Source organism: Thermodesulfobium narugense DSM 14796 (assembly GCF_000212395.1).
Taxonomy (GTDB): domain Bacteria; phylum Thermodesulfobiota; class Thermodesulfobiia; order Thermodesulfobiales; family Thermodesulfobiaceae; genus Thermodesulfobium; species Thermodesulfobium narugense.
The window spans coordinates 859,524-881,407 of the sequence record NC_015499.1; the positions used below are offsets into that span (position 1 = coordinate 859,524).

Below are 21,884 nucleotides of genomic sequence, written 5' to 3' on the forward strand. Positions count from 1 at the left end.
ATACATTTACACTTTATTAACTTTACGTTTACGCTTTATTAACAATTTCTATTTATCATATAGTTAAAAAATAAAGGGAGGTTGGGATGTTGAGAAAATCTTTCTTATATTTTGTGGTAGTTTCTTTGTTTTCGCAGTTTATATTTTTTGAATCTTTTTCTCTCGCTAAAGAATCATTGTGGATTCCTACAGATCAAAATTTAACGCCTGCAGGAAAGCAAATACTCATTCCTGGAAGACCAAATGCTATTGCTATAAGTCCAGATGGGAATATGGTTGCTCTGAATGTTGGGGGGTATCCAAACAATCTTACTCCAAATTATTATCCAATTGTATTAGTTAATTTAAAGGAAGGTAAAATAATACAAAATATTAGTTTATCTAAAGGTGAACGGGGTGGATCGTATACAGGAATAGTTTATTCAAAGGATGGATCAAAATTATATGCGTCTTTCAGCGATGGGAAAATTCTTGACTTTGATGTGGATAGTAATGGGTTATTAACTTTATCTAAAGTAATTAAATTACCCGAAAGCGTTGATGGAAAAACTTCTGATCCGGGAGGCTTATCTATCTCACCTGACAACTCTAAATTATATGTAGCATTGAGTAGGAATAATTCAATAGGCATAATAAATCTTTCGAATGATAAATTTGAAGGTGAAATTCCAGTTGGAAATGCGCCATATACAATATTAATTGACTCAAATTTAGCTTTTGTTACGAATCAGGGTGGAAGAGTTGCCACAATTGGTGATTATACTAATTATTCGAGTGGTACGTCAATAATTTCAAATCCTAGTACGGGCGCAGCTAGTACTGGTACGGTTTCTGTGGTAGATCTAAACACAAAGTCGGTGATAAAGAATATTCCTGTAGGTTTGCAGCCTACTGCAATGTGTCAAAATACAGAAGATTTATTTGTAACTAATGTCAATAACGATACAATTTCTGTTATAAACAAGAAGTCTTTAAATGTAGTAAAGACTATTAGTGTCCATCCATATCCAAATTCTATATTTGGCAGTCAACCTAATGCAATTGCAATTTATAAAAATAAATTATATGTTAGTCTTGGCTCTAATAATGCTATAGCTGTTTATGATTGGAATGGCGAAAACGAAGCAGTAAAGTTTGACGGTCTAATTCCTACAGGATGGTATCCTGGTGATATAGCTTTTGATAAAGCGTTAAATATCGTTGTGGTAGCGAATATAAAGGGTGTAGGATCCTTAGGTAAAGAAGTGCCATTTGATCGTTCTAAAGAATTTTTTGGGCATTCTGTTTATGCTTGGCTTGGAAGTATATCAATCGTAAAATACCCTGATGAAAAAGTTTTGTCTGATTATACTAAACAGGTATATGAGAATAACAATTGGAACAATTTATTGAGTGAAAACGCGCAAGCTAATAATAATTCTGGCATATTTAAAGTTCCTTTACAAATTACTGAACCTCAAAACAAAATTAGTAATTATCAATTTGGCATATCAGTCTCTATTCCCCTACATTCAGGAGAGCTCTCTGCTATAAAACATGTCTTTTATATTATCAAAGAGAATAGACCCTATGATCAGGTGTTTGGCGACATCAAAGAAGGTAATGGAGATCCAAAGTTAGTGTTATTTGGAGAAAAGGTTACTCCGAATCAACACGCATTAGCAAAGGACTTTGTATTGTTTGATAACTTCTATTGTAGCGGTTCAGTATCTGCTGATGGACACCAGTTTACAGATCAAGGGTTAGATCCTGATTATGTAGAAAGACAGTTTGGGGATTTTCCACGCAGTTATCCTAATGAAGGAGGGGATAGTCTAGCCTATCTTTCATCGGGTTTTATTTGGGAGGATGCAGTTAATCATGGTAAGTCGGTAGCTAACTTTGGAGAATATGTAAAATACTTCCGCACTCCTACGGGGGCTGGCGTAGAGCCATTAGGAAGTTGGCAAGAGTGGTACAAAGATTCACAGATTCTTGAAGGAAAAATTTCAGGGCAACTCCACATTCCCATTGGAAGATTCCAATCTGTATCCGATGTAGTTTCAAATGATAAGCTCTTGGTACGCGATTATCCACCATTTTGTTTAAACATACCGGATCAGTATAGAGTAGATATATTCTTGAGACAATTCGACTTATACTTGAAAAACAACGATCTACCAAATTTAATTATTATGTCTTTACCTAACGATCATACTGGTGGGACAAAACCGGGACTTCCAACGCCAGAAGCTATGGTAGCTGATAATGACCTTGCACTAGGTAGAATTGTTGATGCGATAAGCCACAGCAAATACTGGAAAGACTCTATTATATTTGTAGTTGAAGATGACGCCCAAAATGGTGTAGATCATGTTGATGGACATAGGACAATTGCCCTTATTATTGGCCCCTATGTAAAAAGAAATTACGTTGACCATACAAAATATACTCAGATAGATATGTTGAGGACGATAGAGCAGATTTTAGGTTTGCCACCAATGAACCAGATGGATTCTGCTGCAACACCTATGTATGATGCTTTTACTGATAAACCTGATTTTACTCCCTATGACGTTTTGCCAAACAAGGTTCCTCTAGATGAAATGAATCCAGATCTAAAATCTTTGAACGTGTCAAGCAGCAAGGTGCAATACTTATGGGCATTAGCTTCTAAAGATATGTTTTCTGGTTCTACAATTGATGACGAGGATAAACAAAGCGTTAACCTATTAAATAGAGATATATGGTACAGTGTAAAGGGCTTTGATTCACCCTACCCAGGCGACAATAAAGTGTTTTCGCCAAACGAAGCAAAAATAAAGTCCTTAATGAATAATAGTTACAATAATTAAACTTTTGAGCCCTGTGAAATAAAAGTTCCTATTTCATAGGGCTCAAACTAAATATTTAATTTTTCATTTAAAGTGGAGAAGTATTTGATTAATGCCATTGGATGTTCATATTTTTCGCACATAAATAAATATTCTTCATACAATATCTCTTTGTTAAACTTTTTTGACAGCTCATGTGCAATTTTTTCTGAAAAAGTATACACATTGATATCGTTTCCCTGAACAGTCATGTGACATAAAAATTGACCAGGTCGAATTGATCTTAATTTATAATTCTTAGAATTATTGTCCAGAAATTTATAAAGTTCATCAACACTATAGAACAAGGGCATATATTACCTCCTTAAAGCTTTAGAAATTATATTGCGATATGAAACTTTTGTATTATAATGTACACTAATAAATAATTTCTTTATAGGGGGTCAAGGCTTGAAAAAAATATTAAAAGTAATAACTTTTATTTTGCCATTTATTTTTTTGTTTTCCATTTCATATGCTGAACAATCAGAGATGTTAATTCCTCATCCCGATACAAAAAACATTTCTTCAAACTGGTTGCCTATAAAGGATTCGTTAAATAAAAATTTATCTAGTACATCAGATGGATTTTATTATCCTGTATTTTATTATTATTATCCCGAAACTATTACAGTTGATAAGGAGAACAGAACCGTTACTGTGTGGATATTGGAAGCTCCTTCAAATAATGTTATATCTCTTAATTGTGCAAATACTTCCGGCTGGTTTTCCAAGTCGTGTTTTGTAGATCATATGGAAGCCTTGTATAAATTCGACTATCTTAGGGCTACATATCAAAGAATTTCTCCTAATTATTACTATGATGCTAATAACAATCTTACAAGGAAATCAAGCGATGAAGCATCAAAAGTTGAAGATATCAAAGATGGTTCTGTGCAGCAAAAGGAATATTATTTTTTTAAACAATTTTTAAAATAAAGGGTTAAAATGTAAAGGGTTAAAATGAAAGCCTTAGTGTTAGATAAAATTTCAAAAGTTGAAGATAGACCTCTTAAAATTATGGAGGTAGAAGTACAAAGTCCAGGTGAAAGCGAGATATTGGTAGAAATATCTTGCTGTGGAATATGCCATACTGAATTAGATGAGATAGAGGGGAGAGTAATACCAAAACTACCTATAATTCTAGGTCATCAGATAGTTGGTAGAGTTAAAGAAATTGGGAAAAAAGTTACAAAGTTTAGACTAGGTGATAGAGTTGGCATTGCGTGGATAAATTCAGCATGCGGAAAATGTTACTTTTGTAAAAGGGGCGAAGAAAACCTTTGCAATGATTTTAAGGCTACAGGCTGTGATGTAGATGGTGGTTATGCTCAGTACTGCTTGATATCTGAAAATTTTTGTTATAAAATTCCAGATAACTTTTCTGACGTTCAGGCCGCGCCGCTTCTATGTGCTGGAGCAGTAGGATATAGATCGCTTAAGCTAACTAATATGAATGACTACGAGTGCATTGGTCTTTTTGGTTTTGGTGCATCGGCTCATATAGTAATTCAAATAATAAGAAAGCTTTATCCAAATTCAAAAGTATTTGTGTTTACTAGGCGAAAAGATGATACAGCAAGCAAAATGGCACAAGATATGGGTGCTGATTGGGTAGGAGCTACAGGAGACAAGCCCCCTAAAAGATTGAATCGCGCTATTGATACTACACCTGCTGGTTATGTAATAAGAGAAGCTCTAAGCATTCTTGAAAAAGGCGGTAGGTTGGTGACTAATCTTATCAGAAAAGAATCTCTAATACCAGAACTTAACTATCAAGAACATCTGTGGAATGAGAAAGAGCTAAAAAGTGTGGCCAATATTACAAGAGATGACGTAAAAGAATTTTTGGATATAGCATCTTCTATTCCAATAGTGTCAAAAGTGAACGAATTTGATTTTGAAGACGCAAACAAAGCGTTAGTAATGTTAAAACATGGAGAATATAAAGGAGCGGGTGTTTTAATTGTTAAATAGATTGAAACTTGTTCAATATAATTTATGAAAAATGCTTTAATTGCTACAGACTGTACAGGAGAGATTTTTAAAGGAAATTTTGATGAAGCTCCATTTTACTCAGTTTATAATCGCGACAACTTTTTAAAAAGAATTTCAAATAAAAATTTGTCTGGTATCGATCTAAGCCAATATATACTGATGGGTACTAAAGTTAGTGATAAATACAGAGAAGAATTAGTTAAATCAGGTGTAGACTCAATAGTCTTGGATTTCAAAAACCTAAATAGTGCTAGAGCATTTTATTTAGACTTTCTTGAAAAAGTTGAGGTTTTTGAAAAGTATTCGTCTGAATATGAATTTTGGTTTGAGGAGAACAAATTTGTTTACCTATCAGAGATAGAGGCATTGAAAATGGTAGTCCCTTCTGAAGGGAAAGGTCTTGAAGTTGGGGTGGGGAGTGGAAGGTTTGCAAAACCTCTTGGAATTTTATATGGAGTAGAACCTTCAGATAAAATGGCTCAAATCGCAAGAGATAGAGGTATAAAGGTATATAAAGGATTAGCTGAAGATCTGCCCTTTCGCGATAGTGAATTTGATTTTGTACTTCTGGCTGTAACTATTTGTTTTGTAAACGATCCAGAAAGAAGTCTATTGGAAGCAAAAAGAGTTCTAAAAAAGGGTTCAAAATTAATAGTTGCTATAGTTGACAAAGAAAGTGAGCTTGGCAAATTGTATCTGGAAAGACAATCAAAGAGCGTTTTTTACAAGAATGCAAGATTCTTTTCGTCAGAAGAAGTTATTGAACTTTTTAATAAGATTGGAATTAGGTTCTTAGGAGCTGTACAGGTGCTGTTTGAAGTAAATATTAAAGATTTGAATTATGTTCAAAAGCCAGAACCGGGTTATGGGCGGGGTGCTTTTGTAGTCTTGACAGGAGAAAAGGTATAGAATTTATGTATTATATGAATTATATGAATTTATGTTGGGAGAAATTTTGAATAGCTTTAAACTATATACAGTAATAATGATTGTTTTTTTAACTTTAAATGTAGGCTGTAAAGAGGCATGGGCAGTAAATTGGGTTTATTTTGCAACTGATAACGTATACGGAAATCAATTCTTTTATGATGCAGATAGTGTTAATTATTTGACACAAAATATAATAGAAGTTAATTATAAAGAGTTATATTCTGAAGCAGGTAAAAACGCTTATATTTCAATTTTAAAATCGCACAATATTTCAACTTATGGATACGATTTGCTTTCATATACTATCGTTTATTTAAAAGTTGATCTTAAAAATAATTTAATAATGATATTGTCCTTTACAGATTATAACAAAAATGGTGATATTCTATATTTTGACAACATAGAAAATCCTAATTGGGATTATGTGCAAGAAGGAACTATAGGAAGACTTCTTATTGAAGCTATAAAAAGCAATAAAAACAAATAATCTATAAAAAATTTTTTATATAAAGTTTACTTAAGGAGGAGAATATGTTTAGAGGAGTTTATGTTGCATCTATTACAATTTTAGATGAGAATGGTGATTTCGATCTTATGAAAATGGCTGCTCACATAGATAATCTTATAAATAATGGAGTAGATGGCATATTATTTCTTGGGAGCACTGGAGAATTTTATTCTTTCTCGATTGAACAAAAAAAGAAATTTGCATCTTTTGCCGTGAATGCAGTAAATAAAAGGGTAAAAGTTCTTATTGGAACAGGCTCTACAAATATAAATGAGGTTATTGAAATGTCAAAGTATTCCAAAGAGATAGGAGCTGATGGAGTAACTATTGTATCACCATATTATTTTGGACCATCTGAGAGTGCTGCAGAACAATACTTTGGAAAAATTGCCCAGTCAGTAGACATCCCTATTATGTTATACAATTTCCCTGCAAGGACAGGTACTGAGCTATCTGCTGAAGTAGTGTTAAATCTTGCAAAAAAATACCACAATATAGTTTCTTTAAAAGACACGGTAGACAACATCAGCCACACGAGAAAGGTAATACAAAAGGTAAAATCAATTAGGTCAGATTTTACTGTTTTATCAGGTTTTGATGAATATTATGTTTTAAATAGACTTTCAGGAGGAGATGGAGTTTTATGCGCTCTGGCTAACGTAGATCCGAAACTGTTTGTCAGTTTACATAAAGCTTATGAAAACAAAGATTCTGTTACAATAGAGAAATGTGCAAAAAAGATTTCTGTTCTTATGAATTTATATGAGTGCACAGATCTTTTTGTTACTGGCATAAAGGCTGCTGTAAAGATTAATGGGTTAGATATTTCTACATTTACTAATCCACCAGGAGTTAAAATTACTGAGGGGCAATTTGACATCGTTAAAAAAATTGTTGATGAGGTAAGAGCTATTGTATAAGAATTAGTTTTTGATAATTTAAGAAACTTTAGGGATATTTCAAAAATGAATTATTTATTTTTAGATGTTGAAACAATTATTGATGACGAACTTCTTATGAAGGCGGGCTCAGAGAAGAATATAATTCAGTTCAACAATAATGAATTTATAAGACAAAATGTATTTCATATTCCCATTTGCTTTTCGGTTATTGGAAATATTGGAGCCCAGGATTTCTATTTTAAGTCTTTTGTCAGCAAAAATGCATCTTTAATAGTTGATAAGTTTTTTTCAGGATTTTATTTACTAATAGAAAAATCGAAACAAAGAGATTCAACATATCCTATAATTGTTACCCATAACGGTCAAAGTTTTGATATGCCAATTTTAACGCTTCAGGCTATTAAATACTACGATTTGTTGTCTCAGGAGGCAAAAAATGGTTTAAAGGAGTATCTTGATGCAAATGATAAATGGGAAAATAGTAGGCCAAATTATACAAGTAGAAATACTATTTATCACATAGATACTTATCTACTTACTAACTCTTATTCCTCTTTGAAAGCTTTATGTATGCTTAACGGTATTGAATGTAAGACTCAAATGAATGGGAAACTGGTTGGCGAATATTTTAGAAAAAATAAATTAGAAGATATTGCCTTTTATTGTGCTGAAGATGTTCTCTCACTTGCAAAACTGTTTAATAAGATTAATGTTGCCCGTGGTAATGAAGCTTTGATATTACCAGAAAGTTTAAATCAGTGTGAGATAAGAGTTTTAGAATAGAAAAAATTTTAATAATTAATAAAATTTTAATAAAAAATTTGTAATATAAAAAACTTAAATAAATAGTGAGGGAGGTTTCTATGAAAAACTTTTTGTTTGGTTTATTTTTGGGTGCTGCTCTTATGTTAGTTACAGCTTTTTCTTTTAATTTGGTCTCCAATCAAAGTTCGGCTCAGGCTCAACCATTTATACCGGGATACTATCAACAGGTAGCTTGGGGAAATCATCCAGAGATGGATGCTGCTTTAAATCTTTTGATAAAAGCTAGAGAACATCTTGAGAAGGCAGCTCATGACTTTAATGGACATAGAGTTAAAGCAATTGAATACACCGATAAAGCGATTAAAGAGGTAAGAGAAGGAATTAATTTTGCAGATAATCATTAAATTTTAATTTTTGTTATCTAAAATAACAAAGTTTTCTCTGCCATTTTTTTTCTATTATGTACTTTTGTAAAAATTTTTTATTGAGTCAATTAAATTTCTAGCAGGAGAATCTTTTTCTGCAAAATACCACTTTTTGTCTTTGTAGACGTATGAGAATAAAATATTACCGTTCGAATCAAAATCTCCATACCCTAAAATAGTGTATTTGTAATTATCCATATCTAATTCAAAAATAAATATTGTAAATGAAAGATTTTCATATCCATCTAAAGATAACCCATATTTAGCTCTTAATTCTATTAAATTTATTTTTCCATTATATGAGTATTCTTCTACAACCGAAATTTTTATTTTGCCGTTTGGAATAACTACTATACCTTCCTTTGGGTATGAAAATGTATCCTCAAATGAATCTGTATAAAAATTTATAAAAGTAAAGGCATAAGCTGTAGAGGTTTGATAAACATCTGTTAGAGCAAAAAATAATAAAATTGTTATCAAAAACCTGACTAACATCATTTCCCCCTTTTTAAATTTGTTAACAATTATTATATATTTTTTCTGATTAAATGTATCGCAAGCTTAGTATTTTTTAATTCGGTATATATTTTCTCCAACAGAGTCTCTGGAAAAAAGATTTTTGGGTCCAGATATTGGCAGAAATCAGTCTTTTCAGCAAATAGTAAAGGCTGGGCATTGGTTTGGCGCTGATATAGATGATAAAAGTAGTTATTCCTTGGTTGGCTGCAGCGTTTCACCTGGATTTGACTTTGAAGACTTTGAGATGGGGAAGCGTAATAATTTGCTAAATGAGTTTCCAGATCACAAAAACTTAGTTGAGAGATTAACAAGATGTTAGATATGATCAAGCCAATTTTTATAATTGACATTGAGTTAACTCTAAGTAGTAAAGTTAACCTAAGTAAAGCTAATTAATAAAAATGTCTTCATTTTAAATTAGAGATTTAGGAGGCTTTAAAATGAAAAAACGTAAATTGGGATCTGAACTTGAGGTTTCAGCTATTGGTTTAGGTTGTATGGGAATGAGCCATGGTTATGGGCCAGCAGCAGATAAACATGAAATGATTTCATTAATTCATTCTGCAATTGATCTGGGCGTAACCTTTTTCGACACTGCTGAAATTTACGGTCCATTTACAAACGAGGAACTTGTAGGCGAAGCGCTTAAGCCATTTAGAGATAGGGTAGTTATTGCTACCAAATTTGGATTCAAGATTCAGGATGGAAAGCAGTCTGGATTTGATAGCCGTCCCGAACGTATACAAGAGGCTGTAGAAGGATCTTTGAAAAGATTGAAAACTGATACTATAGATCTTTTGTATCAACATCGCGTAGATCCAAATGTGCCAATTGAAGATGTGGCTGGGAAGATAAAAGATTTGATTCGAGAGGGAAAGGTAAAGTATTGGGGACTCTCTGAGGCTGGTATAAGTACCATTCGACGTGCACACTCTGTCCACCCCCTTGCTGCAATTCAAAGCGAATATTCAATGTGGTGGAGACGCCCTGAGGATGAATTGCTAAGCGTTCTTGATGAATTGGGAATTGGCTTCGTTCCATTTAGCCCATTGGGCAGGGGATTTTTAGCAGGAAGATTTGATAAGAATTCTACTTTTGATAGCTCAGACTTTCGAAGCAGACTACCTCGTTTTACCCCAGAAAATTTAGACGCAAATCAAGCTTTAATTTATTTAATCAAAAAATTCGCAGAAAGGAAGGGTGCAACGTTGGCGCAGATTGCGCTTGCATGGTTATTGGCCCAAAAACCGTGGATCGTTCCTATCCCTGGTACAAGGAAATTAGAACGTCTGACTGAAAATCTAGGAGCTATTGATATTGAGTTTAGCAAAGATGAGATCAATGAATTGAACCTTGCAAGCTCTAAGATCAAAATTGTAGGAAATCGCTATCCAGAGGATTTGGAAAAAGCTACTAACCAATAGCAGATTTTAAAAAATTAATTTTAAAGATAGTAATGTCATATCAGTCATTGAAGTGTGATAAATGCTGGAACTTAGAGTAAAATAAATATTATATTTAGGAGTATGGCTTGGTTCTTACTCCTAAATATTTTTTAGTCTGATTAAAATTTAGAGGAGAATTTATGACAATTTCTGAAGTAAGCAAGAAATTTAATATTTCGAAGGATACTCTTCGCTATTATGAACGTATTGGACTCATACCTCATGTTGGTCGCAACAAGAGTAAAATTAGGGATTATAGAGAAGAAGACTGCAACTGGATTGAATTTATAAAATGTATGCGAAACGCAGGATTGCCTATAGACGTTTTAATAGACTATGTAAGGCTTTTTATGCAAGGAGATGACACTATTGAAGCGAGGAAAAACCTTTTAATTGAGCAACGTAAGTATTTGATTGAAAGAATAGAGGTTATGAAAAAGACCTTGGAACGTTTGGATTATAAGATTTCAGTTTACGAAAAAATTGTAGTTGAAAAGGAGAGGTCTTTGAGAAGAGATAGTTTATATATAAAATAATCGATGTGAAATCTTACATTTAATAAAGCATATATATAAACAATTTTTGTGCATTAAGCGATTGTAAATATAAAAGTTTTGTCTTTAGTAATAAGGATTAAATTTGGGTTTTAGATTTATTACAATATGAAATCCCTTGATAAAAATTGTGATTTATTTTCTTTGACTATTTTTGTTATCAAATGTTTATTTAGGTCTGAAGATTTTGCGGCTACAAGTGTTCTGATAGAAAATGATCTTAAGGCATCAGACACTGAAAGTGTGCCGACCGCTGAGTCTTTTCTGCCAGTAAAAGGAAATATATCTGGACCTCTTTGACACTGAGAATTTAAATTTACCCTACATACCTGATTTACAAGTGCATCTATAATTTTAGCCATTTCATCTGGATCAGACCCAAAAATGCTTGCTTGCTGACCATAGTTAGATTCAGTTATGTATTTTAATGGTTCATCAATATCAGAGAATGGAACAACCGGAATAATCGGTCCAAATTGTTCTTCGTGATAAATTCTGGCTTTTTTATTAACTGGATATAAAATTGTTGGATAAAAGTAGGTTTTATTATATGAACCGCCAAATTTATTTATTACTTTTGCTCCAAACATTTTTGCATCTTCAATTAGCTCTAGAAAATATTTTACCCTATCTTCTGTTGGCATTGGGGTTATAAATACATCATCTTCAAATGGAGAATTAATTTTTAATTTTTCAATCTCATCGGATAATTTTTTGAGAAAATCATTTACAATTTCAGAATGAACAAATAGTATTTTAAGCGCTGTGCATCTTTGTCCATTAAAAGAAAGTGCTCCGAGCAAGCATTCTTTTACGGCGACGGTAATGTCTGCGTGAGACAAAACAATTGCAGGATTTTTTGCTTCAAGTCCAAGTATCATTCTTAGCCTGTGAGGCATTGGATGTGTTTTTTGGAGCGAGTCGGCAGCTTTACTTGTGCCGATAAAAGCGAGACAATTTATCTTACCTGTTGCCATCAAAGCCGATGCAACTGTCCTTCCTCTTCCATAAAGAGTATTTATAACGCCAGGTGGAAAGGCTTCTTTAAATGCTTTCAGCAAAGGTCTAAATAAAAGAATGCCATGTTTTGGTGGTTTAAAAATAACTACATTTCCCATGATTAGAGCTGGTATAAGGGTTGTGAAAGTTTCATTCAAAGGATAGTTGAATGGACCCATACAGAGCACTATACCAAGTGGAGACCTTCTTATTTGTGCAATTATTGATTCTTCTTTTAAAAATTTTGATGAATTTCTATCAAGAGTTTTTAGTGCATCAATAGTATCAATTATATATTTAACAGTTCTGTCGAATTCTTTTTCTGAATCTATATGTGATTTTGCAATCTCCCACATTAAAAGATTTACGATTTCATCTTTATTGTCTTGCATTAAATATACAAATTTTTCAACACATTTTATTCTGTCTTCAACCTTCATTGAAGGCCAGGCCCCATTTCCGTTATTATATGCATTTATTGAGCTATCAAGAATTTTTAGTGCTTCTTCTTCATCTAATGATGGATAGCTTCCAAGTATTATCTGTTCAGGTATTGAATCTTCATTTTTACAACAAAAAATGGGAGAAAGAACGGTTATTTTGTCTTTTGTCCAAGATTGTAATTCTCCATTACAAAGATATTCTGTTTGATCAATGCGATCTTTCAGAACAAATTTAGCTGGGATTTTATTTATAATGGGGAATTTGAAGTTAAAGTTAATATCATCTTTATTTTGATTCACATCAACCTCCAATTATTTCAGATTTTAAATTTGGGGCACTACATTTCAGGGTAGCGCCCCAAAAATATTTAGATGCTTTCAGCCTTTGGTATATCTGATAAAGCTGAATTCAATTCTTGAATAAAAGCATCAATGTCTTTGACTTGTTTTTGTTCTAAGAAGCTACCAAGTGTGCCAGGAAAAGCACCAGAGCATGAAAATGGGGAGATTCCTCTTTCAACAAAAAAAGTTGCTGCGCCCGGAGAACATAATACATCCTCTACGGGGGTATCTTTAGTGTACATTCTATCACCTCGAGATTTTAAATGTTAATATAGTCCAACTTTGTCATCTGAAAGGCTTATAAATATGTTTTTCTTTTGCGTATAATGTTCAAGCACCAGTTTGTGTGTCTCTCTCCCTATTCCTGATTTTTTGTATCCTCCAAATGGGGCATGTGCTGGGAGGTTGTTGTAATTGTTAATCCACATACGTCCGGTTTCAACGGCTCTGGCAACCCTTAAGGCTCTATTAATATCTTTCGTCCAAACAGCTCCCCCCAATCCATATTCGCTATCATTAGCCATTTGAATGACTTCTTCTTCGCTATTAAATTTTATAAAACACGCAACGGGTCCGAAAATTTCTTCTTGCGCTACTCGTGCCTTATTGCTAACATCTGCAAGGATTGTTGGTTTGATGAAGAAGCCTTTATCTAGTCCATTATCAGTAATTCTTTGTCCACCACATGCTATTTTTGCGCCTTCTTTATGACCAATATTAATATATGCCAAAACCTTTTCTAATTGGACTGAGCTGATTAATGTTCCCATCTGAGTGTCTTTTTCCCACGGGATACCTACTTTAACTTTTTCGAATGATTTTATTGCCTCAGCAAGGAATTTATCATATATCTTTTCCTGAACAAATACTCGTGAACCAGCACAGCAAACCTGACCTTGATTGAATAAGATTCCAATAAGCAAGCCTTCAATAGCTTTATCCCATGAACAATCATCAAAAAATATATTTGCTGATTTTCCTCCTAGTTCCAATGTAGAAGGAATCAATTTTTTTGCTGCTGCTTCGGCTATAGAATAACCCACTTCTGTAGAGCCAGTAAAAGCTAGCTTGTTAAATCCTTGATGCTCTAATATACACTTTCCAGTATATGAACCTTTACCGGATAATACGTTTACGACACCGGGAGGTAAAACCTGATCGAGTAATTTAGCCAGCTCTAAAGTGCTTATTGGAGTTAGTGAAGAAGGTTTGAGCACAACACAATTTCCAGCTGCAAGAGCAGGTGCTAATTTCCATGCCGCCATTAACAATGGGAAATTCCATGGCGTAATCTGGCCAACAACTCCCAAAGGTTCATTCAAAATAATACTCATGGTGTTTTTATCTATCATTACAGCTTTTCCTTCTTCAGTCCTGATTGCGCTTGCAAAATAGCGAAAATGATCTGAGCTAAGTGGTACATCTATAGCAGATGTTTCTCTTATTGGTTTGCCATTGTCAATTGTTTCTGCCATTGCAAGTCTATCAGCATTTTTGTCAATTAAATCGGCGATTTTTAGAAGTATAGAAGCTCTTTCTTGTGCGCTAACATTTTTCCATGAGCAAAAAGCTTTATGCGCTGCTTTTACTGCAAGGTCGACATCCTCTTTTCCAGCGTCGGCACAGATAGAAATTTTTTCTCCATCTGCCGGACAAAATACTTCAAAAGTTTTCCCATCAACGGCATCCACCCATTTACCATCAATATAAAGCTTATAACTTTTGTCAACATAATCGTTCTTTTTCATGAAAACCCCATCTCCCTTAATGTTTAAATTTTTAAATCAAAAAAAGCAAAACTTTTCTAAGGGTAGAAAAAGATGATGAGGAAGGTGAGAAAAAAAACACAGTAATCAGAATAAACAAACCTCATACAATTTCCTCCTTTCCAAATAGGGGGCAGTTTCGTTTCCAAAACTACCGTATCGGTTTGCACTCATAGCATTTAAGCTTTAGAAATGCAAACTCGGAGAAACTATATTTATAGTATAACATGTATTTTACAATTAACATTTTAAATTAATTTATTTTTCTTAAGCTTACAGTACTTAGCCCCTAAGTAAGGAAAGGTTTTAATAATAAAATCTTCAGAGGATTAAACGAAAATTTAAAGTATAAAAAGGAAGATTATTATATTAAAAATTTGTAAAATAGTTTTTCAGAACAACGAAAAAAATTTAGTTCAACATAGTTAAGTTGAAAATGCCAATAATAGCTTTCATCTCAAATTTCACTAGCTTTGTGTTATATATTTTTATGATATAATTTTTTTCATTGGATTTAATTATGGTTGTTTTTATAGAAAATAGTTGACTAATGGATGGTGTAGAGTGTATTCAATGTGGGGACAATTTAATTTAAATTTATTTAATTTAATAAAAATAAATAACATATGTTGTTTAATTCTATAAAAAACAACTTAGCTTGTTATAAGAAAGTAACTTTACCCCTTTTTGTTTTTTGTAATGTTGACTTATCAGTATCTTTAGTTGAATTTGAAATTAAACTCATAAGCTTTTCAGCCCCCCCCCCCCCCAAAGCTCGACAAAAAAATTTTTTAAAAAAATTTTTATCTATTTCAAAAATACCAAATTCGCTAGCTTTTTGTTGAACTCATTTTTTAAAGAGGTTAATATTTGTTATGGAAAATTTTAACAAGCGCTCAAAAGATTCTAAATCTAAAAAACCCACTTTTAAAAAAATTTCAATCGAAAAAACAAGAGATTTACACTTTTTTTTACAAAGTATTGAAGAAACTAAGATAAGAGACATAAGTAAAGACAGAGAGTTTTTGTCAAATTTACTAGAGTTAAACGTATTATTGACTCAAATAAATCAAATAGCTTCTCAAATAAAGGACGAAAATCTTTTTCTTAAAACTATATGTGAACTAATATTTATGCATACTGACATAAAACTTGTTTTTATTGGAACTGTAAATGAGAACGAAGAGATAGAATTTAAAAGCATTTCGGGCATCTCAGAGATTTTAGATGACGTAAAGATATCTGTTCGTTCAGATATTCCTGAAGGCCAAGGAATGGTAGGAAAAACTTTTAGAGAGAAAAAACCTTCATATTTATATCTTTTAAAGGAACCCGTATCCAAAATTTGGCAAGAAAAAGCAAAAAAATACAATTTATCATCTGGCGCTGCATTTCCAATTTTTAAGGATAATAATATTTGGGGGGTAATCTCTTTTTACCATTCTAAAGAGGACTTTTTTGAAGATGATTTAATTAGGGTGATATTGGAAAAGATTTCATACAATATAGGTTTAGGTTTAGAGCGTATTGATTTAGTTAATAAAGAAAAAGAATTGGCTCAATTAAGAGATGCTTTGTTAAACAATGCAGGAGTTGGAATTATAATGCTTAAATATCCTCAAAGAGAAATAATTAGTTCTAATAAAACTTTTGCAGTTATGATGGGTTTTGAAGATGAAAAAGAGATAATCGGGTTAAAAATAAGAGAATTTTATCCTGATGATGAAACCTATGAAAAAGTTGGACAATTTACCGAAGAGACAGTTTTTCAAAACAAGAGTACAGTGCTAAGAAACGTTCGTTTTATGAGAAAAAACAAAACAAGTATGTATTCGGATATTTCTGGAGTTTTAGTAAAGGTTGAAGACAACGTAAAATATGTGATCTGGACAGTTATAGACGTAACAGAAAGAGATAAACTAAGTGAAGAGTTAAAATATCAAGAAAGCTATGATCCTTTGACGGGGCTTCCAAACAGAGCTATGCTTGAGCGCGAGCTTGAAAGAGCTTTTTTAAGAGCTAAGAGATTTAATTGGCCTATGGCACTTGCAATAATAAACATTGATTCTTTTAGGATGGTTAATGAAAAATTCGGTTATACAGTTGGTAATGAAGTACTAAAAATAGTAGCACAAAGATTGAAAACATCGCTTAGGAAAACTGATTTTATATGTAGGTTTAGCGTCGTTGGTGATGAATTTGCAATTATATTTGAAAACTGTCAAGATAAAGATAAGCTTTCTGTGATATTTAAGAAAATTGAAAAAAGCATCCTTGAACCAATTCATTTAAAAGATAATTCTGAAGTTAATATAATAGGATTGAGCATGGGCGTATCTCTTTATCCCTATGTAAAGGTTGAAAACCAGAATGAGTTGATAAGAAATGCATTGCAGGCCCTATATGACAGCAAGAAACACAAACAAGACAGAGCTAATTTTTGGACTATATACGGTGATGCAATAGTTAAAAAGCAGAATCATTATCAGATGCTCTTGGAAAATGGTAGGGTAATAGTTTATTACCAACCAATTTATGATAACCAAACTTCTAGCATAGTTGGAGTTGAAGCTCTTGCAAGACTTTTAGATGATTCTGGGGATATTCTTTCCCCTGAGAAATTCCTTTCGAAATTCACAAATGAAAATCTTCTAGAGCTAACTCGTCAAGTGTTAACAATTGCGCTTAGAGATGTTGAAGAATTAAAAGATGATGGTTTTTCTTTAGCTGTTTCAGTGAACGTTGAGCCAGGTTTTGTTTCGGAAAGATTTGTTGAAATTGCAAAAGATATTATACAAAAGAGCAGATTAGAACCTTCAAAAATATTTTTTGAAATACTTGAAAGAACTGAATTTGCCCAAATAGAGAAGGCAATAGAGCATCTTACGAAATTAAAAGACATTGGAGTTCAACTTGCACTTGATGATGTGGGTAGTGCTTATTCTTCGTTGTTAAGAATAAAAAATTTATCAGTCGATAAGATAAAATTAGATCAAGGTTTTATCCGCGGTTTAGAAAAGAATCCTCAGGACCTTCATTTCGTAGAATCTATTTTTGGTCTTGCCAGGGCAAAGGGAATATATTTTGTAGTAGAAGGCGTAGAAACCCCCGATATATTTGATGCCTTGATTTCAATGGGAGTTCCTTTGCTTCAAGGTTATGCAATTGCAAAACCAATGCCAAAAGCTCTATTAAGAGATTTTTTGATTTCTGGGTCTTATAGATTTCGTTCTTTAAAAAGTTTATTAGGAATATATGCTAGACAATTGGTTCAACATGGTATTTTGGAAAGATCAATTTACTTTGGTTCCCACATAGAAGATATTTTATGTTTTACGAATTTTAGGAATAGTCAGCTTTACATTGACATGAAAAATATGGGCTTACCTGAGAACAGCTTAGTATTTAAATACTACGAAGAATATTATAATGCCGTAAATGTTATGAATAAAAACCCAAACGCAGAAAATTGGAATAAAATAAAAGAAATTGAAAATAACCTTGAAAAAGCTATAATAAAGGAATATCGAAAAAGTAGACGAGAGTTAAAAGAAAATTAATAACATACCCAGCTTTGTCTATCTTAAAGCTGGGTATGTGTAACCCATGTGTTGAAGAGGGACGACTTTAACAAAAAGGTGCATATTTTTAGATTTGCTTCCTCCTTTATGTATTAGCTGTTTGCAAAATCTTTTCTGATTCAAATGGGAATCTATTAACTATTACTGGTATTGGAGACTTTTTAATGACTTTTTCGGATACAGAGCACATAAACAATTTACACACAGGTGAAAGTGCTCTTGTGCCTAAAGCAATAAAATCTACTTTTTCATCTTTGGCAATTTTCAAAATTTCAGTACCTGGATCCCCCAAAACAATTTTTTCATTGATTGTAACACCTTTAGTGTCTAAACCTTTTAAACACTTTTCGAAAATTATTTCTCCGTCCAACTGCGCGAGTGCCATCAATTGTTCATCTGTAATATCTTCATAAGAAATAAATGGCATTCTTTTTTCTACGAAGACTAATATAACTTCCGCTTCTTTATCCTGGCTAGCAAATTTAATTGCCCATCTGGCAACGTCTTGGGAGTCCTTTGAATCATTAACTCCTACCAGGATTTTCATACTACCCTCCTTTGAAAATTTATTTTTGTAATAAAAAAACTTACAAAATTAATCCTTTAATTAAATAATAACACTATTAGTAAAATTTTTTTATAATAACTTTTTATATATTGATAACTATTTTAATTGAAATGTTTGATTATATTTAAATTATTTTAAAATTTATAAAATTGTGATTTAGGTTTATAATATTCCAGATACTATACTAAGAATTGGGGAGGCAATATAGTTGGGTTTATATCCTTTTGAAACAATAGAAAAAAAATGGCAAAACGTTTGGAGAGAAAAGAGGGCTTTTAAAACAGATGATGAAAAAGGGAATAAAAAAATGTACATCTTAGAGATGTTTCCCTACCCATCTGGGAATTTGCATATGGGACATGTTAGAAACTATACAATAGGAGATGTGGTTGCTCGCTATTATAGAATGAAATCTTATAATGTACTTCATCCTATGGGTTGGGATGCGTTTGGGATGCCTGCAGAAAATGCAGCTATAAAATATGGAGTTCATCCATATGAGTGGACTATAAAAAACATTGAAAACATGAAAAGACAGCTCAATTCTTTGGGTATAAGCTATGACTGGGATAGAGAAGTTGCTACCTGCTTTCCCGATTATTATAAATGGAATCAATGGTTATTTCTTCAATTTTATAAAAAGGGATTAGTTTATAAGAAAAAATCAAAGGTAAATTGGTGTCCGCAGTGTAAGACTGTGCTAGCAAATGAACAGGCTGAAGAAGGAAGATGCTGGAGATGTAAGAGTGAAGTTGAATTAAAAGAATTAGAACAGTGGTTTTTTAGGATTACAAATTATGCTGAAGAACTTTCTAAAGACCTTGATATATTGGATGGTTGGCCTCAGAAAGTAAAGGTAATGCAGAGGAACTGGATAGGTTTATCAGAAGGTGTAATGATAAAATTTAAGTTATCTGAAAAAGTTGATGGATACAAAGATGATTTTATAGAAGTTTTTACAACTAGAGCAGATACTTTGGGTGGTGCTACATTTCTTGTAGTTTCAGCTGAGCACCCAATTGTTAAAAGTATTTTAGAAAACAAAAATAACGATGAACTAAAAGAATTCATTAAGGAGTATGAGAGGGAAAGAATACAAAATAGATTTACAGTTGGGGTAACTGAAAAAAAAGGTGTGGCGCTTGGAATTCAGGTAATAAATCCTCTTACAAATGAAAAAATACAGGTTTATGCTTCTAATTATGTTCTTATGGGTTATGGTACTGGGGCTGTAATGGGGGTTCCTGCCCATGATTCGAGAGACTTTGAATTTGCTAAAGAAAAAAATCTGCCCATAAGATATGTAATTAGACCTGAAGGTAATGGATTTTATGAAGAAGACAAGGCTTACGAGGAAGAAGGAATTGTAATAAACTCACCACACATATCAGGTTTAAAGAGTTCAGATGCTAAAAAGAAGATTGTTGAAATGTTCCAAAAGGATCAAATGGCAAGTTTTTCTAAACAAATAAGATTGAGGGATTGGCTTATATCAAGACAAAGATATTGGGGAACGCCCATACCTGTAGTTTATTGTGAAAAGTGCGGAATAGTCCCCTTAGGAGAAGAAGACTTGCCTGTTATTTTGCCAACCAATGTAGAGTTCACAGGTACTGGCGGATCTCCTTTAGCCAATATTGATGAATTTGTAAAAACAAAGTGTCCAATTTGTGGTTCAGATGCTAGAAGGGAAACCGATACAATGGATACTTTCGTTGATTCTTCATGGTATTACCTTAGATTTTGTGATCCGAAGAACAATGATGAACCTTTTTCTGTAGAGAAAGCTAAATTTTGGATGAGTGTAGATCAATATATTGGTGGCGTAGAACACGCAGTATTGCACCTTCTTTATTCCAGATTTTTTGTAAAAGTTTTAAGAGACTTAGGCTTTTTGAATATTGATGAACCGTTTTCAAATCTTTTAACTCAAGGTATGGTTTTGAAAGACGGCGAAAAGATGTCTAAGTCTAAAGGCAATATTGTTGACCCTGAAGAGATAATTTCAACATATGGGGCAGATACGGCCAGGTTATTTATTCTTTTTGCAGCGCCTCCCGAAAAAGATCTTGAATGGAGCGATCAGGGAGTAGAAGGTGCTCATCGCTTTTTGGCAAGAATATGGAAACTTTTTAATGAAAACTTAGAGAGAATAAAGAATGTAGAAGCCTCAGTGGAAGAGGATCTAACTGAAGATGAAGTCAATATTTATAAAAAGTTAAATAAAACTTTGTTAAAAGCTAGTAACGATATAGAAAATAAGTTTCATTTCAATACTTCCATAGCGGCGTTGATGGAATTTACCAACGAGTTCTCATATTCCCTTAGAAATGAAAAGATAAGACCTAAGTTAATAAAGAAAATATTTGAAACGTTTACTATAATCCTTTCGGTTTTTGCGCCACACATATCCGAAGAAATATGGTCAAGAATGGGACATACAGATCTAGTTTGTTTTCAAAACTGGCCAGAAGTAGATCCAGATTATCTCGAAGATGATATATGTACAATTGCTATACAGGTTAATGGGAAACTAAGGGATAAGATTATGGTTGAAAAGGATCTGGAGGAAGAAGCTATAGAGGATAAGGTATTGTCAAGTCTTAGGGTAAAAAAATTTATAGAGGGGAAACAGATTTTGAAAAAGATTTATGTGAAAAACAAAATTTTTAACATAGTAGTTAAATAAAAATTACATGAAGGAAAAGCTGTCTATAATATTTTCCCTAATTTTTGTAGCTTTTTTCGTTGCGTATTGGGGCTTTAGTCAAGGAACAAATAACAATTCCAGTTCCTTTGGTGACACACAGACTAAAGATGGCAATCAATATAGCAATAAAAACAAAACAAACAGTGTAAAGATTAGTTCCTCTACTGCTGAAAAAGAGATTGTGGTCTATATTAAAGGAGCTGTTAAAAATCCTGGTGAATATCACGTCCCATATGGTTCAAAGGTTCAAGATCTAATCGTAGTTGCAGGTGGCTGTTTGGATAACGCCGATACTTCAACTTTAGCTTTGAATAAAATTCTTAGGCAAAATCAAACAATAAAAGTTCCTTTTAATAGTAGTTCTGATTCTAACCAGAGCTTAACAGTGAATGTCAACATAGCATCCTTAGAAGAACTTAATTCTTTGCCAGGGATTGGTAAAGTTATTGCAGAAAGGATAATAGATGAAAGAAATAGGGCAAAATTTAAAGATATTGAAGATTTTAAACAAAGGCTTAACCTTTCAAGCGCAAAAATTGATAGATTAAAAGGGTTAATTACTTTTTGATTTGGAAAT

The 21,884-nt window shown here is 32.7% G+C and carries 20 protein-coding genes and 1 riboswitch; of the genes, 14 read left to right on the forward strand and 6 right to left on the reverse strand.

Features of this window, described 5'->3' with window-relative positions; genetic code table 11:
• Window positions 1-86 precede the first annotated feature (86 nt).
• On the forward strand, window positions 87-2,834 hold the full coding sequence (locus THENA_RS04395) for a bifunctional YncE family protein/alkaline phosphatase family protein (protein WP_013756215.1): 2,748 nt from the start codon (window positions 87-89) through the stop codon (window positions 2,832-2,834).
• 47 nt (window positions 2,835-2,881) lie between these two features.
• On the opposite strand, the gene THENA_RS04400 is transcribed toward THENA_RS04395, so the two are convergent.
• Window positions 2,882-3,166 (reverse strand): hypothetical protein, encoded by a 285-nt coding sequence (locus THENA_RS04400; RefSeq protein WP_013756216.1) that lies wholly within the window; start codon window positions 3,164-3,166, stop codon window positions 2,882-2,884.
• A 97-nt stretch (window positions 3,167-3,263) separates the two neighbouring features.
• Between THENA_RS04400 and THENA_RS04405 the strand changes: the two genes are divergently transcribed.
• From THENA_RS04405 to THENA_RS04435, 7 genes are all read left to right on the forward strand, one after another.
• Window positions 3,264-3,791: a hypothetical protein gene (locus THENA_RS04405; RefSeq protein WP_013756217.1), complete on the forward strand. Its 528-nt coding sequence runs from the start codon at window positions 3,264-3,266 to the stop codon at window positions 3,789-3,791.
• Between the two features lie 24 nt (window positions 3,792-3,815).
• Complete coding sequence (locus THENA_RS04410) at window positions 3,816-4,829, forward strand: zinc-dependent alcohol dehydrogenase family protein (RefSeq protein ID WP_013756218.1); 1,014 nt, start codon at window positions 3,816-3,818, stop codon at window positions 4,827-4,829.
• Window positions 4,830-4,853: 24 nt separating this feature from the next.
• Window positions 4,854-5,759 carry a class I SAM-dependent methyltransferase gene (locus tag THENA_RS04415; RefSeq protein ID WP_013756219.1) on the forward strand — a complete coding sequence of 302 codons (906 nt, stop codon included), beginning with the start codon at window positions 4,854-4,856 and terminating at the stop codon, window positions 5,757-5,759.
• 46 nt (window positions 5,760-5,805) lie between these two features.
• Window positions 5,806-6,267, forward strand: a complete 462-nt coding sequence (locus THENA_RS04420) for a hypothetical protein (RefSeq protein ID WP_013756220.1) — start codon at window positions 5,806-5,808, stop codon at window positions 6,265-6,267.
• Between the two features lie 44 nt (window positions 6,268-6,311).
• On the forward strand, window positions 6,312-7,208 hold the full coding sequence (locus tag THENA_RS04425; RefSeq protein ID WP_013756221.1) for a dihydrodipicolinate synthase family protein: 897 nt from the start codon (window positions 6,312-6,314) through the stop codon (window positions 7,206-7,208).
• A gap of 45 nt (window positions 7,209-7,253) precedes the next feature.
• On the forward strand, window positions 7,254-7,973 hold the full coding sequence (locus THENA_RS04430; RefSeq protein ID WP_013756222.1) for a 3'-5' exonuclease family protein: 720 nt from the start codon (window positions 7,254-7,256) through the stop codon (window positions 7,971-7,973).
• 80 nt (window positions 7,974-8,053) lie between these two features.
• A complete protein-coding gene (locus THENA_RS04435; protein ID WP_013756223.1) occupies window positions 8,054-8,359 on the forward strand; it encodes a hypothetical protein in 306 nt (101 codons plus the stop codon).
• Between the two features lie 54 nt (window positions 8,360-8,413).
• Here the strand turns inward: THENA_RS04435 and THENA_RS04440 are convergent, their stop codons facing one another.
• A complete protein-coding gene (locus THENA_RS04440; RefSeq protein ID WP_154645313.1) occupies window positions 8,414-8,878 on the reverse strand; it encodes a hypothetical protein in 465 nt (154 codons plus the stop codon).
• An 85-nt stretch (window positions 8,879-8,963) separates the two neighbouring features.
• On the opposite strand from THENA_RS04440, the gene THENA_RS04445 reads away from it, so the two are divergent.
• From THENA_RS04445 to THENA_RS04455, 3 genes are all read left to right on the forward strand, one after another.
• Window positions 8,964-9,218, forward strand: a complete 255-nt coding sequence (locus tag THENA_RS04445; protein ID WP_281054587.1) for a cupin domain-containing protein — start codon at window positions 8,964-8,966, stop codon at window positions 9,216-9,218.
• A 121-nt stretch (window positions 9,219-9,339) separates the two neighbouring features.
• On the forward strand, window positions 9,340-10,323 hold the full coding sequence (locus THENA_RS04450; RefSeq protein ID WP_013756225.1) for an aldo/keto reductase: 984 nt from the start codon (window positions 9,340-9,342) through the stop codon (window positions 10,321-10,323).
• Window positions 10,324-10,484: 161 nt separating this feature from the next.
• On the forward strand, window positions 10,485-10,880 hold the full coding sequence (locus tag THENA_RS04455) for a MerR family transcriptional regulator (RefSeq protein WP_013756226.1): 396 nt from the start codon (window positions 10,485-10,487) through the stop codon (window positions 10,878-10,880).
• A 119-nt stretch (window positions 10,881-10,999) separates the two neighbouring features.
• On the opposite strand, the gene THENA_RS04460 is transcribed toward THENA_RS04455, so the two are convergent.
• The 3 genes from THENA_RS04460 to THENA_RS04470 form a co-directional block, all read right to left on the reverse strand.
• Window positions 11,000-12,640: an NADP-dependent glyceraldehyde-3-phosphate dehydrogenase gene (locus THENA_RS04460; protein WP_013756227.1), complete on the reverse strand. Its 1,641-nt coding sequence runs from the start codon at window positions 12,638-12,640 to the stop codon at window positions 11,000-11,002.
• A 68-nt stretch (window positions 12,641-12,708) separates the two neighbouring features.
• Window positions 12,709-12,924, reverse strand: a complete 216-nt coding sequence (locus tag THENA_RS04465; protein WP_013756228.1) for a hypothetical protein — start codon at window positions 12,922-12,924, stop codon at window positions 12,709-12,711.
• Window positions 12,925-12,948: 24 nt separating this feature from the next.
• Window positions 12,949-14,430 (reverse strand): aldehyde dehydrogenase family protein, encoded by a 1,482-nt coding sequence (locus THENA_RS04470; RefSeq protein WP_013756229.1) that lies wholly within the window; start codon window positions 14,428-14,430, stop codon window positions 12,949-12,951.
• Between the two features lie 117 nt (window positions 14,431-14,547).
• A riboswitch (molybdenum cofactor riboswitch) is annotated at window positions 14,548-14,666 on the reverse strand.
• A gap of 657 nt (window positions 14,667-15,323) precedes the next feature.
• On the opposite strand from THENA_RS04470, the gene THENA_RS09625 reads away from it, so the two are divergent.
• Complete coding sequence (locus tag THENA_RS09625; RefSeq protein WP_013756230.1) at window positions 15,324-18,008, forward strand: sensor domain-containing phosphodiesterase; 2,685 nt, start codon at window positions 15,324-15,326, stop codon at window positions 18,006-18,008.
• Between the two features lie 106 nt (window positions 18,009-18,114).
• On the opposite strand, the gene THENA_RS04480 is transcribed toward THENA_RS09625, so the two are convergent.
• The gene (locus THENA_RS04480; protein ID WP_013756231.1) at window positions 18,115-18,576 is read right to left on the reverse strand and encodes a universal stress protein; all 462 of its coding nucleotides are present in this window, start codon (window positions 18,574-18,576) and stop codon (window positions 18,115-18,117) included.
• A 229-nt stretch (window positions 18,577-18,805) separates the two neighbouring features.
• On the opposite strand from THENA_RS04480, the gene leuS reads away from it, so the two are divergent.
• Both leuS and THENA_RS09630 read left to right on the forward strand, forming a co-directional pair.
• On the forward strand, window positions 18,806-21,286 hold the full coding sequence (leuS, locus tag THENA_RS04485) for a leucine--tRNA ligase (protein WP_013756232.1): 2,481 nt from the start codon (window positions 18,806-18,808) through the stop codon (window positions 21,284-21,286).
• Window positions 21,287-21,293: 7 nt separating this feature from the next.
• Window positions 21,294-21,875, forward strand: coding sequence for a ComEA family DNA-binding protein (locus tag THENA_RS09630; RefSeq protein WP_013756233.1), 582 nt, complete (start codon window positions 21,294-21,296; stop codon window positions 21,873-21,875).
• Window positions 21,876-21,884 lie beyond the last annotated feature (9 nt).

Excerpts from the sequence above, each read along its gene's own strand:
- THENA_RS04425 (WP_013756221.1), top strand. The coding sequence starts at position 6,312 with ATGTTTAGAGGAGTTTATGTTGCATCTATTACAATTTTAGATGAGAAT.
- THENA_RS04465 (WP_013756228.1), bottom strand. The coding sequence starts at position 12,924 with ATGTACACTAAAGATACCCCCGTAGAGGATGTATTATGTTCTCCGGGC.
- THENA_RS04455 (WP_013756226.1), top strand. The coding sequence starts at position 10,485 with ATGACAATTTCTGAAGTAAGCAAGAAATTTAATATTTCGAAGGATACT.
- THENA_RS04415 (WP_013756219.1), top strand. The coding sequence starts at position 4,854 with ATGAAAAATGCTTTAATTGCTACAGACTGTACAGGAGAGATTTTTAAA.
- THENA_RS04410 (WP_013756218.1), top strand. The coding sequence starts at position 3,816 with ATGAAAGCCTTAGTGTTAGATAAAATTTCAAAAGTTGAAGATAGACCT.
- THENA_RS04480 (WP_013756231.1), bottom strand. The coding sequence starts at position 18,576 with ATGAAAATCCTGGTAGGAGTTAATGATTCAAAGGACTCCCAAGACGTT.
- THENA_RS04440 (WP_154645313.1), bottom strand. The coding sequence starts at position 8,878 with ATGATGTTAGTCAGGTTTTTGATAACAATTTTATTATTTTTTGCTCTA.
- THENA_RS04400 (WP_013756216.1), bottom strand. The coding sequence starts at position 3,166 with ATGCCCTTGTTCTATAGTGTTGATGAACTTTATAAATTTCTGGACAAT.
- THENA_RS04395 (WP_013756215.1), top strand. The coding sequence starts at position 87 with ATGTTGAGAAAATCTTTCTTATATTTTGTGGTAGTTTCTTTGTTTTCG.
- THENA_RS09625 (WP_013756230.1), top strand. The coding sequence starts at position 15,324 with ATGGAAAATTTTAACAAGCGCTCAAAAGATTCTAAATCTAAAAAACCC.
- THENA_RS04435 (WP_013756223.1), top strand. The coding sequence starts at position 8,054 with ATGAAAAACTTTTTGTTTGGTTTATTTTTGGGTGCTGCTCTTATGTTA.
- THENA_RS04430 (WP_013756222.1), top strand. The coding sequence starts at position 7,254 with ATGAATTATTTATTTTTAGATGTTGAAACAATTATTGATGACGAACTT.
- THENA_RS09630 (WP_013756233.1), top strand. The coding sequence starts at position 21,294 with ATGAAGGAAAAGCTGTCTATAATATTTTCCCTAATTTTTGTAGCTTTT.
- THENA_RS04470 (WP_013756229.1), bottom strand. The coding sequence starts at position 14,430 with ATGAAAAAGAACGATTATGTTGACAAAAGTTATAAGCTTTATATTGAT.
- THENA_RS04450 (WP_013756225.1), top strand. The coding sequence starts at position 9,340 with ATGAAAAAACGTAAATTGGGATCTGAACTTGAGGTTTCAGCTATTGGT.